General features: G+C 70.8%; 9 protein-coding genes and 1 pseudogene. 8 read left to right on the forward strand and 2 right to left on the reverse strand.

From position 1 onward, the window contains the following. Nucleotides 1-34 precede the first annotated feature (34 nt). The 4 genes and pseudogenes from mrdA to ACFTXQ_RS09875 form a co-directional block, all read left to right on the forward strand. Nucleotides 35-2,125 (forward strand): penicillin-binding protein 2, encoded by a 2,091-nt coding sequence (gene mrdA / locus ACFTXQ_RS09860; protein ID WP_382637805.1) that lies wholly within the window; start codon nt 35-37, stop codon nt 2,123-2,125. An 84-nt stretch (nt 2,126-2,209) separates the two neighbouring features. Then, on the forward strand, nt 2,210-2,722 hold the full coding sequence (locus ACFTXQ_RS09865; protein WP_382637808.1) for a DinB family protein: 513 nt from the start codon (nt 2,210-2,212) through the stop codon (nt 2,720-2,722). Between the two features lie 91 nt (nt 2,723-2,813). Continuing rightward, a complete protein-coding gene (locus ACFTXQ_RS09870) occupies nt 2,814-3,572 on the forward strand; it encodes a MerR family transcriptional regulator (RefSeq protein WP_382637810.1) in 759 nt (252 codons plus the stop codon). 139 nt (nt 3,573-3,711) lie between these two features. Beyond that, a pseudogene (locus ACFTXQ_RS09875) lies at nt 3,712-4,350 on the forward strand (VTT domain-containing protein); the annotation flags it as partial. 173 nt (nt 4,351-4,523) lie between these two features. On the opposite strand, the gene ACFTXQ_RS09880 reads toward ACFTXQ_RS09875, so the two are convergent. Then, entirely contained in the window at nt 4,524-6,170 is a 1,647-nt protein-coding gene (locus tag ACFTXQ_RS09880) for a threonine/serine exporter ThrE family protein (protein ID WP_382637812.1), read from the reverse strand. A gap of 905 nt (nt 6,171-7,075) precedes the next feature. Next, a complete protein-coding gene (locus ACFTXQ_RS09885) occupies nt 7,076-7,570 on the reverse strand; it encodes an inorganic diphosphatase (RefSeq protein WP_030031597.1) in 495 nt (164 codons plus the stop codon). A gap of 146 nt (nt 7,571-7,716) precedes the next feature. On the opposite strand from ACFTXQ_RS09885, the gene dacB reads away from it, so the two are divergent. The 4 genes from dacB to hpt all read left to right on the forward strand — a co-directional run bounded on the left by dacB (nt 7,717) and on the right by hpt (nt 12,176). Further along, on the forward strand, nt 7,717-9,138 hold the full coding sequence (dacB, locus tag ACFTXQ_RS09890) for a D-alanyl-D-alanine carboxypeptidase/D-alanyl-D-alanine-endopeptidase (RefSeq protein ID WP_382637814.1): 1,422 nt from the start codon (nt 7,717-7,719) through the stop codon (nt 9,136-9,138). Nucleotides 9,139-9,176: 38 nt separating this feature from the next. After that, a complete protein-coding gene (locus tag ACFTXQ_RS09895; protein ID WP_382637816.1) occupies nt 9,177-10,322 on the forward strand; it encodes a zinc-dependent metalloprotease in 1,146 nt (381 codons plus the stop codon). A 196-nt stretch (nt 10,323-10,518) separates the two neighbouring features. Next, complete coding sequence (tilS, locus tag ACFTXQ_RS09900) at nt 10,519-11,550, forward strand: tRNA lysidine(34) synthetase TilS (protein WP_382637819.1); 1,032 nt, start codon at nt 10,519-10,521, stop codon at nt 11,548-11,550. Nucleotides 11,551-11,615: 65 nt separating this feature from the next. After that, nucleotides 11,616-12,176 carry a hypoxanthine phosphoribosyltransferase gene (gene hpt, locus ACFTXQ_RS09905; RefSeq protein WP_362394741.1) on the forward strand — a complete coding sequence of 187 codons (561 nt, stop codon included), beginning with the start codon at nt 11,616-11,618 and terminating at the stop codon, nt 12,174-12,176. Nucleotides 12,177-12,189 lie beyond the last annotated feature (13 nt).

Raw genomic sequence — 12,189 nt, forward strand, 5'->3', positions numbered from 1 at the left:
CCGGGCGTACGGCATGCGTCCGGGGGAGATCGAGTTGAGCAACATACCGGAGACCGGCCGGACCCCTCGGGTCCAGAACCGTCTCGTCGTCATCCAGATCGTCGTCTTCTCGCTGCTGCTCACCCTGGGCGGCCGGCTCTGGTACCTGCAGATACGCAATGGCCAGGGCTACACCGACGAGGCCAAGAACAACCACGTCCAGCGGGTGGTCCAGCCCGCCGTGCGCGGCTCGATCCTGGACTCGCGCGGAGTCCCGCTCGCCGACAACGCGACCCACCTCGTGGTCTCCGCCAGCCGCACCGAGCTGCTGAAGATGAAGGACAAGGGCAAGGACGTCCTCACCCGCCTCGCCGGGATCCTGGGCATGGACCCCCAGGAGGTCGTCGACAAGGTCCGGCTCTGCGACGCGAAGACCCCCAAGCCCTGCTGGAACGGCTCTCCCTACCAGCCCATCCCGGTCAGCGACGAGGCCACCACCGAGCAGGCGCTCCAGATCCACGAGCACGCCGAGGACTTCCCCGGCATCACCGCCGAGCCCACCGCCATGCGCCGCTACGCCGCACCGGACGAGGCCAACACCTCCCAGGTGCTCGGCTACCTCTCGCCGGTCACCGACGAGGAGATCGCCAAGGCGAAGAACTCCGACTCGCCCTACCTGCGCTCCGACCAGGTCGGCCGCTCCGGCCTGGAGCGCACGTACGACAAGGAGCTGCGCGGCAAGGCCGGCATCACCCGCTACGAGGTGGACAACCTGGGGCGCGTCACGGGCCAGGGCCAGACCGACAAGGCGCAGCCCGGCTCCAACATCGTGACCTCCATCGACTCGCGCGTGCAGGCCGTCGCCGAGCGCGAGCTGAACAACGCGATGATCGAGGCCCGCAAGACGTACGACAAGAACACCCGCAGGAACTACGAGGCGGACTCGGGCGCCGTGGTGGTCATGGAGGCCAAGACCGGCCGTGTCGTGGCGATGGCCTCGAACCCGACCTACGACCCCAACGCCTGGGTCGGCGGCATCTCGGCCAAGGACTACGCCGGGCTGACCGACAAGGAGTCGAACTACCCGCTCCTGAACCGGGCGATCCAGGGCCAGGCGGCACCGGGCTCCATCTTCAAGGTCGTCTCCTCCACGGCGGCGGTGAACGCCGGCTACCCCTTCAACAACCGCTACCCCTGCCCCAGCTCCTACTCGGTCGGCAGCCAGACCTTCACCAACTTCGAGTCCCAGGGCCACGGTGACATCACGATCGGCCGGGCCCTGGAGGTCTCCTGCGACACCGTCTACTACGCCCTCGCCGACCAGGAGTGGAAGAAGGACGGCGGGATCAACCCGAAGAAGACCCCGAGCGACTGGTTCTTCAAGACCGCCCATGAGTTCGGGCTCGGCAAGCCCACCGGCATCGACCTGCCCAACGAGGTGAGCGGCCGCGTCCCCGACCGCAAGTGGAAGCAGGACTTCTTCGAGGCGAACAAGGCCGCCTGGTGCCGGGACGGCAAGAAGAACGGCAGCTTCGCCGAGAAGATCGCCTACGAGAACTGCCGCCAGGGCAACCAGATGCGCGAGGGCGACGCGATCAACTACTCGATCGGACAGGGCGACACCCTCGTCACGCCGGTCCAGATGGCCTCCATCTACGCGGCCATCGCCAACGGCGGCACCCTGCACCAGCCCAGCATCGGCAAGGCGGTCGTGAGCGCCGACGGCAGCTCGGTCCGGGAGATCGCGCCGAAGGTGCAGGGCAGGCTCCCGATGGACGAGAAGACCCGCGACGACATCGACGAGGCCCTCGCCGGGGTCGCCACCAACGGCAGCGCCGCATGGCGCTTCGGCGGCTGGCCGCAGAAGCAGATCCCGATGCACGCCAAGACCGGCACCGCCGAGGTCCAGGGCAAGCAGACCACCTCGTGGTTCGCCTCCTACACCGGGGACTACGCCATCGTCATGACGATCTCCCAGGGCGGCACCGGCTCCGGGGCGTCCGGACCGGCCGTCCGCAAGATCTACGAGGCGATGTACGGGCTCGACCCGACGGGCAGGCAGGACCTCTCCAAGGCCCTGCTCCCGCAGCCGGCGACCGCGCTGCCCGTGCTGCGCCCGGATGCCGAAATTCCCCCGGCGCAGTAAGGGCAATGAGGACAGGATCTGACCGCATTGCTCCGTAGCGTGGGGGTTGTCAGGGAGAAACCCCCACGCAGAAGGCGGTCGGTCATGGCTCAGATTTCCACCGAAGTGCTCGGCGACGAACGCGGCACGCTCCTTTCCTTCGTCGAGGCCCAGCGCACGGCGATCCGCGAAACGCTGCTGGGGATGAGCGAGGAGCAGGCCGCGAGCCGCCCCACCGTCAGCGCGCTGAGCCTGGCCGGGGTGGCCAAGCACGCGGCCGAGGTCGAGCTGGGCTGGCTGCGGATGGCCCAGCAGCGGCCGAACGAGCTCCAGCGCACCCCGGAGACCTGGGGCGACTCCTTCGTCCTGGTCGACGGCGAGTCGATCCCGTCCGTCCTGGCCTTCTGGGCCGGGGTCACGCAGGAGATGGAGGCGTTCGTCGCCGCGCTCCCGAGCCTGGACGACACCTTCCCGCTGCCGCCCAGGCCCTGGTTCCCCAAGGACCACAAGGTCTCGATGCGCTGGATGCTCCTGCACCTGGTGGAGGAGTTCGCCCGGCACGCGGGCCACTCGGACATCGTCCGCGAGTCCCTCGACGGCACGAAGGCCATGGGGTGAGCGGTAAGCCGTAAGCGGCGGGAGGACTTGCACCTCACGTGGCGTGAGGACCCACAGTGAAGGGCGTACCCAACCAGAGGAGCGGAAGGCGATGAGTTACTCCGTGGGCCAGGTCGCCGGTTTCGCCGGAGTCACGGTGCGCACCCTGCACCACTACGACGAGATCGGCCTGCTCTCCCCGAGCGGCCGCAGCCACGCAGGACACCGGCGGTACGACGACGCCGACCTGGACCGGCTGCAGCGGATCCTGTTCTACCGGGAGCTCGGCTTCCCGCTCGACGAGGTCGCGGTCCTGCTGGACGACCCGGAATCGGATCCGCGGGAGCATCTGCGCCGGCAGCATGCCCTGCTGACCGACCGGATCGCCCGGCTCCAGCAGATGGCCAAGGCCGTTGAGCACGCCATGGAGGCGAAGAAGATGGGCATCAACCTCACGCCCGAGGAGCGGTTCGAGGTCTTCGGGGACAAGGACCCCGAGCAGTACGCGGAGGAGGCCGAGCGGCGCTGGGGCCACACCGAGGCCTACGCGGAGTCGCAGCGCCGGGTCGCCACCTACACCAAGGACGACTGGAAGCGGATCCAGGACGAGGTCGCCGACTGGGGCGCCCGGTACGCGGCCGTGGTCGAGGCCGGCGAGCCGGCCGACGGCGAGGCGGCCATGGACCTGGCCGAGGAGCACCGGGTGCACATCTGCTCCTGGTACTACGACTGCTCGTACGAGATCCACACGGGCCTCGGCGAGATGTACGTCTCCGACGAGCGCTTCAAGGAGTTCTACGACGGGATGCGGCCCGGCCTCGCCGAGCACCTGAGGGACGCGATCCTGGCCAACGCGGTGCGCAAGGCGTAAGCGGACCGTCACGCATCCGACCGCATACGACCGCACACGACCCCCTCCGGGCTCTGGAACCGGGTGGGGGTCGTGTGCGTTGATAATTGAGACCGCCCGCCCCGCAGTCCGCCCCCTCATCCAGGAGAGTCCGGAACCCGTGTACACGCTTGCGCTCGGCCCTGAGTGGCTGTCCCCGGACTATCTGATTTCGCACTTCGGCCTGATCGGCATCCTGGTCATCGTCTTCGCGGAGTCGGGACTCTTCGCGTTCCTGCCCGGTGACTCGCTGCTGTTCACGGCGGGTCTGCTGGTCGCGAACGGCGAGTACATCAAGCAGCCGCTGTGGCTGGTCTGCACCCTGATCGCGGCCGCCGCCATCATCGGTGACCAGGTCGGCTACATGATCGGCAAGTTCTTCGGGCCCAAGCTCTTCAACCGGCCCAAGTCCAAGATCTTCAAGCGGGAGAACCTGGACAAGGCGCACGAGTTCATGGACAAGCACGGCCCGAAGGCCATCGTGCTCGCCCGTTTCGTGCCGATCATCCGGACGTTCGCGCCGATGGTCGCCGGCGCCGGCTCGATGAAGTACCGCACCTTCCTCACGTACAACGTCATCGGCGGCATCGGCTGGGGCGCGGGCATCACGATCGCGGGCTACTGGCTCGGTCAGATCGAGTTCATCAAGACCAACATCGAGGCGATCCTCGTCCTGATCGTCCTCATCTCGCTGATCCCGGTGATCTTCGAGGTGCTGAAGGCCCGCAAGGAGAAGAAGGCCCTTGCGGCCGCCCCCTCCTTCGACGGCCCGGACGGCTCCCAGACCCCGGGACAGCGGGGGCGGCACGCGAAGCGGTAGCGCTCCGCTTCGGTTCCGGTTCCGGTTCCGGTTCCGCCGGCGTAGGTCCAGCCCCCGCCGGCGTTTGAGGCGGCGGGGTCCGGGGCGGAGCCCCGCCCCGGGTCGGGACCTGGTTAGAACCCCCGCGTCCGCTTGGCGGCACGCCGTTTGGCCGCGCTGGCCGCCCCCGGAATCCGCATGAACAGGCGCGAGGTCTCCGACCCCAGGTTCACCCCGATCGCGATGGCCAACGCGATGGCCGCGGCGTTCGTGAGCGACCCGAGCCCCTCGTTCAGCCGGTTCTCGGCGATCAGCAGCAGCCCGTAGTACGTCGCCGAGCCGGGCAGCAGCGGCCCGATGGCGGCCGTGACGTACGGGAGGGCGGAGGCGAAGCGGTAGCGGGAGAACAGCTGCCCGAAGAGGCCCACCAGCCCGGCCGCCACGGCGGTGGACGGCACCGGCGAGATGCCCCCCGCGTAGTGCAGGGCCCCGTAGGTCACCCAGGCGACCCCGCCGTTGAGCGTCACGATCCACACGGTGGATCGTTCCTGCTGGAGCAGGATCGCGAAGGTGAACACCAGCACCATCGAGGCCGCGATCTGGACCGGCGGCCGCGAGGTGATCTGGAGGACCTCGTCCGGGTTGGGGGCGGCGCCGAGCTGCAGCCCGAGGTAGAGCACGACGAGCACGCCCATGATGATGCCGATGAAGAGGTACATGACCTCCAGCAGCCGGGCGGAGGCGGTGATGTAGAAGCCGGTCAGGCCGTCCTGGACCGCCGCGACCAGGGCCCGGCCGGGCAGCAGCGCGAACAGTCCGCCGGTGATCACCGCGGAGGCCCGTACGTCGATCTCGGTGAGCTTGAGCGCGACCCCGATCGCGGCGGGCGGCATCGCGGCGACCACGAACTGGTAGAACTCCGGCAGCCCGCGCCCCGCGCACAGCCATGCCAGCCGGTCACCGAGCACCGCCCCGAGAGCCGCCGCGAAGAAGACCAGCACCCCGCCGCCGACCAGCGTGGAGGCGGCCCCGGCGAGCAGGCCGGCGGCGGCCGTGAGGACCCAGCCGGGGTACGGGTGGCGGTTGCGGCGGATCTCCGCGAGGCGGCGGTAGGCCTCCTCGAGGGAGACGTCGATCTCGTGGGCGCTGATGTCGTCGACGAGGCGGTACACGGCCGCGAGGCGGGTGTAGTCGGTGCCGCGGCGGCGGACCGTGCGGTTGGCGGAGACGGGGTCGTCGACGAGGGAGGGCTGGTGCGTGATGGACAGCATCGTGAAGGTGACGGTGGGCTCGCAGCGGTCGAGCCCGTAGGAGCGGGCCACCGCGAACATCGCGGCCTCCACGTCCTCGGCGCCCTCGCCGCCCGCGAGCAGCAGCTCGCCGATGCGCAGGGTCAGGTCGAGCACGCGGCCCACGGCGGGCCCGGACTCGGTCGGCCTCTGCACGAGGTCCGGTACGGGCCGCACGTCCACCGGCATGCGCAGCATCGTGCGCATCCGGTCCTGCCAGGGGGACTCCTTCATGCGCGCTACGGGGAACCCCTGGCCGGGGGTGTAGGCGGGCGGGGAGTGCTGGGCGCTGTAGGTGGCCGGGGCGGCGAAAGCGGAACCCTCGGGCTCGGGGGCGGGCGGCTCGGCCCCGGCCGGACGGGCGAACTCCGAGGTCGGCTGGTCGTCCTCCGGAACCTCCGGCTCCATCCCCGGCGGCACCGAGAACGCGCTGTGCGCCTCGTCCGACTTCGGCTTCCGGTCCTCGGCACCGGATCCTTCGGCCTCCGCCACACGTCCTCCGTCCTCCAGTCCTGGCAGCCCGGTATCAGTATGCGGAACGGGGCGGGCGGGGGCGCGGGGGGTGGGGGGTTCACGCTTGGGCGGGGCCTTTGCCCCCCTCTCACCGCCGCTGTGGGGCGGTGGTTGCCCACCCGCCCCCCTCGGTGGCGAGATCGCGAGGCGGCCGTAAGGCGAGCGGGGTCGGTCCCCTCGGCATTTCGCTCGGGGAAGTCGTCCTGCTGGTCTGTGGCTTCGGGGTTCGGGGGCCCGGTCGCCCGGGGGCAGGGAGGGTTGGGGTTTCCCGTCAGTCTCATCGTCCTTCCGGGTCGGTCCGGCCTGTCAAGGGCGCTCCTGCGTCGCGTCGCTTCGCGATGGCCTTCGGCCACCCTTGACAGACCGGCCCGCCCCGGAAAAACGAAGACTGCCGGGAAGCCCCCAAAGGAACGGGCCGGGTCAGAGACTCATGCACGGGCCTGTCAGGGAGGTGCGGGCCCGCTTTCCGAGTCCGGTCAATGCCCGCCATCCAGGCTGGGCCGTGCCAGGGCCTGGGCAGCCACACAGCCGCAAAGGGCATAGGCAGGGCCTGTATTCCGGGCCGGAGGTGGATCAACCTGCACGAAACAGCGGTGAGGGCCTCATCGGGAGCCCTGGGCGCGTCAGATCGCTACGCGCTGCCCATGTCTCGGCGTCCGGCGGCCGTCGGGGGCTGGTCCGCGTCCGATCGCTACGCGCTGCCCTTGGATTGGCGTCTGCGGGCCGTGGGGGCTGGGGCGCGGCCGATTGCTACGCGCTGCCCTTGATTGGCGTCTGCGGGTCGTGCGGATGTGACAGCGGGCGGTATCCCCCTTGGGGATACCGCCCGCCTTGTCACGTGGGGCGCGGGGGTGTGCCCCGGCCCGTTAGCCCTGAGCGGGAGCTCAGTGGTGGCCGCCCTGCGCCTCGAGGCGCTTGTACGAGGCCTCGATCTCGGCCTCGGCCTCGGCGCGGCCGACCCAGTTCGCGCCCTCGACGGACTTGCCCGGCTCCAGGTCCTTGTAGACCTCGAAGAAGTGCTGGATCTCCAGGCGGTCGAACTCCGAGACGTGGTGGATGTCGCGGAGGTGCTCGACGCGGGGGTCCGAGGCCGGCACGCACAGGAGCTTGTCGTCGCCGCCCGCCTCGTCCGTCATGCGGAACATGCCAATGGCGCGGCACTTGATCAGGCAGCCCGGGAAGGTCGGCTCGTCGAGGATGACCAGCGCGTCCAGCGGGTCGCCGTCCTCGCCGAGGGTGTTCTCGACGAAGCCGTAGTCGGCCGGGTAGCTGGTCGAAGTGAACAGGCGACGGTCCAGGCGGATCCGGCCGGTCTCGTGGTCCACCTCGTACTTGTTCCGCGAACCCTTGGGGATCTCGATGGTGACGTCGAACTCCACGTCCTGTTCCTCCATGATCAGCTTCATGCTTCGAGTGATATAGCGTCCGGCCCAGCCCTGCCGGGTGGGGTGCCATGCTCGCGGCAAGACGCAGTGGTTAAGTGTCCCTCACGCATATGTGTGATCGCGAAAGGGGCTGGTCCGAGGTGCCATACGTCAAGACGTGGCAGCTCATCGCGGGGTCGGCCGTCTCCGGCCTGGCCCTGTCGGTGGCAGTGGTGGCCGCCGCCGGTCCATGGGACTCCGGCCAGCGTAAGGCCGAGCGGGACAGGGCCGCCTCCTGGGGCGGCACGGGTGGCGCAGATCACGGTGGGACCGGCCTTCCGCAGGCCGCGCCCAGTGCCCCCGGGGTGCTCGGAGCCGTCGGGCCCGCAGCTCCGCGCAGTGAGGTCGCGGCCGCCTCGTCCGGGCTCGCCGGTGTGCTGAAGCCGTTGCTCGCCGATCCCGCGCTCGGGAGCGTGCGTACCGCCTCCGTGGTCGACGTGGGCAGCGGGCAGGTGCTGTACGAGGCCGGGGCGGGGGACGCCATGACACCCGCTTCCACGATCAAGATCGTTACTGCTGCCGCGGCGCTGGCCGCGCTCGGGCCCGAGCACCGGATCAAGACCAGCGTGGTGGGTGGGGCGGGGGCCGGGCAGATCGTGCTCGTGGGGGGCGGGGATCCTTCGCTGACCGCCAAGAAGAAGAGTCCGGCCGGGTCCGGGGGGAGCCTCGTCGCCCTCGCCGCCGACACCGCGCAGGCGCTGAAGGCCGCCGGGACCGGGAGCGTGACCCTGGCGTACGACGACAGTCTGTTCGTCGCCGGGCGGCATCCGATCGGGGCCAACCCGAACATCGCCCCCGTGACCGCGCTGGCGGCCGATGAGGGGCGACCCGACGATTCCGTCTCCGGGCCCGTGGAGAGGTCCGAGGATCCCGCCAAGGACGCTGCGCGGGCCTTCGCCGGGCTGCTGGCGGAGAGGGGGGTGAAGGTCACCGGGGAACCCGTACGGGCCAAGGCGGCGGGCGGGGCGCAGCCGCTGGCCGTCACGCTGTCCACACCGGTCGGCGGGCTCGTCGAGCGGATGCTGACCAACAGCGACAACGACATCGCGGAGGCGCTGGCCCGGCAGACCGCCCTCGCCTCCGGGCAGCCCGCCAGTTTCGACGGCGCCGAGAAGGCGGTGGGCGCGCGGCTGGCCGGGCTGGGCGTGGACGTCTCCGGGGCGCGGTTCGCCGACGGGAGCGGGCTCAACCGGGCCGACAAGGTCAGTGCCGGGCTGCTGACCGGGCTGCTGGCCAAGGCCGCCGATCCGGGGCACCCGGAGCTGCGGCCCGTGCTGACCGGGCTGCCGGTGGCGGGATTCACGGGGACCCTGCGCGCCCGCAACGCCGGCACCTCCCCGGCCGCCGGGCTGCTCCGGGCCAAGACCGGCACCCTGACCGGGGTCAATTCGCTGTCCGGGACCGTCGTCGATTCGTCGGGGAGGCTGGTCGCCTTCGCCTTCCTGACCGCGAACAGCGCCGACGGGTCCGCCGCCGAGAAGGGGCTCGACAAGCTGGCCGCCGCCGTCGCGAGCACTTCGTAGGGGGTCCGCCGGAGGGCTGGTCCACGTACGGTTGACGCATGACGAGCATCAGTGGTGCGGAGATGGTCGACTGGAACCTCGCGGTGGCGACCGCGACCCGGCTGGTGCGGCCCGGCCCGGAGGTCAGCCGGGACGAGGCCCGGGCCGTCGTCGCGGAGCTGCGCGGGCACGCCAGGACCTCGGAACGGCACGTGCGCGAGTTCACCCGGATGATCCCGGAAGGGACACCCGTCAACGACACCCCCGTCCTGGTCGTCGACCGGGCCGGCTGGGTCAAGGCCAACGTGGCCGGCTTCCGCGAGCTGCTCCAGCCGCTGCTCGGGAAGCTCCAGGACCGCCGCGCTGGCACCCCCGGCGGAGCCGTCCTCGGCGCGGTCGGCGGCAAGGTCACCGGCGTGGAGCTGGGCATGCTGCTGAGCTTCCTGGCCTCCCGGGTGCTGGGGCAGTACGAGACCTTCGCGCCGGTCTCCCATGATCTGCCGGGCTCCTCGGCCGGCGGCGGGCGGCTGCTGCTCGTCGCGCCCAACATCGTGCACGTCGAGCGCGAGCTGGAGGTGAACCCGCACGACTTCCGGCTGTGGGTCTGCCTGCACGAGGAGACGCACCGTACCCAGTTCACGGCCGTCCCGTGGCTCCGGGACCACCTGGAGGGCGAAATCCAGACGTTCCTCGGCGCCACCGAAGTGGACCCGATGACCGTCCTGGAGCGTCTGCGCGAAGCCGCCCAGTCCTTCGCGGGCGCCCGCCCCGACGCCGAGAGCGGGGACGAGGGCCGCTCCCTCGTGGAGCTCGTGCAGACGCCCGAACAGCGCGAGGTGCTGGCCCGGCTGACCGCCGTCATGTCGCTGCTGGAGGGGCACGCCGACTACGTCATGGACGGGGTCGGGCCGCAGGTGGTGCCCTCCGTCACCGAGATCCGCGAGAAGTTCCAGCAGCGCAGGGCGAGCGGCGCCGGCCGGCTCGACGCCGCGCTGCGCAAGCTGCTGGGCCTGGACGCGAAGCTGCGGCAGTACCGGGACGGCGAGCGGTTCGTGCGCGCCGTCGTCGGCCAGGTGGGGATGGACGGCTTCAACCGGGTGTGGACCTCCCCGAACACGCTGCCGACCAAGGCCGAGATCGCCAAGCCCGCCGACTGGGTGGCCCGGGTGCACCGCAAGGGGAGCGAAGAGAGCGAACGAGGGTGACGCAGGGGGCGTAAACATGTCTCACTGGGGGAAGCAGCATCACCCGTCCGAGGGACCGTGGGCCGTGGAAGGGCGTGCGATGCTCGGGGAACGGCTCGCTTCTGTCACCATCGACGCACTCTGAGTGACAACCACCCCAGCGCGCCACACCCCCAAAGCCTCCGAGGCATCCGAACTCCATCGAAGGGCACCGGACATGGGTCCCCATCCTGCGGTCGCGGCGATACGCCTGGCGGTCCGCCGCGTACTCCACGACGTCCTCACCGACCTCACCCTTCCCGCCGACCCTCGCACCGGCGCGGGCCTCCCGCCACTCGTCCTCGTCGCCTGCTCCGGCGGAGCCGACTCCATGGCCCTCGCCTCGGCCCTCGCCTTCGAGGCCCCCAAGCTCGGCATCCGGGCCGGCGGCATCACCGTCGACCACGGCCTCCAGCCCGGCTCGGACCTGCGCGCCGCCGAGGTCGTCTCCCGCATGACCGCCCTCCGCCTCGACCCGGTGGAGTCCGTCGCCGTGCGCGTCGGCCGCGACGGCGGACCCGAGGCCGCAGCCCGCGACGCCCGCTACGGGGCCCTGGACGAGGCCGCCGACCGGCTGGGCGCCGCAGCCGTGCTGCTCGGACACACCCGGGACGATCAAGCCGAAACCGTCCTGCTGGGCCTCGCCCGCGGCTCCGGCATCCGCTCCCTGTCCGGCATGGCGGAAGTCTCCGGCGGGCCCGGCCGCAGCAAGCGCTACCGCCGTCCCTTCCTCCAGGTCGACCGGCAGACCGCCCGCAAGGCCTGCATGGTCCAGTCCCTCCCCGTCTGGGACGACCCGCACAACATCGACCCCGCCTACACCCGCTCCCGCCTGCGCCACGAGGGACTGCCCGCCCTGGAGAAGGCGCTGGGCAAGGGGGTCGTCGAGGCGCTCGCCCGCACCGCCCAGCTCTCGCGCGACGACGCCGACGCCCTGGACGCCTGGGCCGCCGAGGCCGAGACCGGCGTACGGGACGAGGACGGCCGCCTGGAGTGCGCCAAGCTGTACGCCCTGCCCCCGGCCGTCCGCCGCCGGGTGCTGCGCAGGGCCGTGGTCGCCGCCGGTTCTCCGGCCGGCTCCCTCTTCGCCCGTCACATCGAGGAAGTCGACCGCCTCATCACCGGATGGCGCGGTCAGGGCGCCATCAACCTGCCCGGCCGGGTCGAGGCCCAGCGGCAGGGTGGCAGACTTGTCATCCGGCAGGGCTGATTGGTGCTGAAACACGGCTGAGTCCTCCGGGGGCACCCCCGGAGCCCCGGCCGACAACGAAAGTGATGCGGGTGGACGAGAAGGACATGGGCGGCGACCTCCAGTCGGTGCTCATCACCAAGGAAGAGATCGACGCGAAGCTGGCCGAGCTGGCCGCGAAGATCGATGCGGAGTACGCGGGCAAGGACCTGCTCATCGTCGGTGTCCTCAAGGGCGCGGTGATGGTGATGGCGGACCTGGCGCGTGCCTTGTCCACCCCGCTCACCATGGACTGGATGGCGGTGTCCTCCTACGGCGCCGGGACCCAGTCCTCGGGCGTGGTGCGGATCCTCAAGGACCTGGACACCGACATCAAGGACAAGCACGTCCTGATCGTCGAGGACATCATCGACTCGGGCCTGACGCTGTCCTGGCTGCTGTCGAACCTGGGCTCCCGCCAGCCGGCCTCCCTGGAGGTCGTCACGCTGCTGCGCAAGCCCGACGCGGCGAAGGTCGCGATCGACGTGAAGTGGGTCGGCTTCGACATCCCGAACGAGTTCGTCGTGGGCTACGGCCTCGACTACGCGGAGAAGTACCGCAACCTGCCGTTCGTCGGCACGCTCGCCCCGCACGTCTACGGCGGCTGATCCCGAGCCCGGC

Origin of the sequence: Streptomyces sp. NPDC057010 (assembly GCF_042673805.1) — a bacterium.
Taxonomy (GTDB): domain Bacteria; phylum Actinomycetota; class Actinomycetes; order Streptomycetales; family Streptomycetaceae; genus Streptomyces.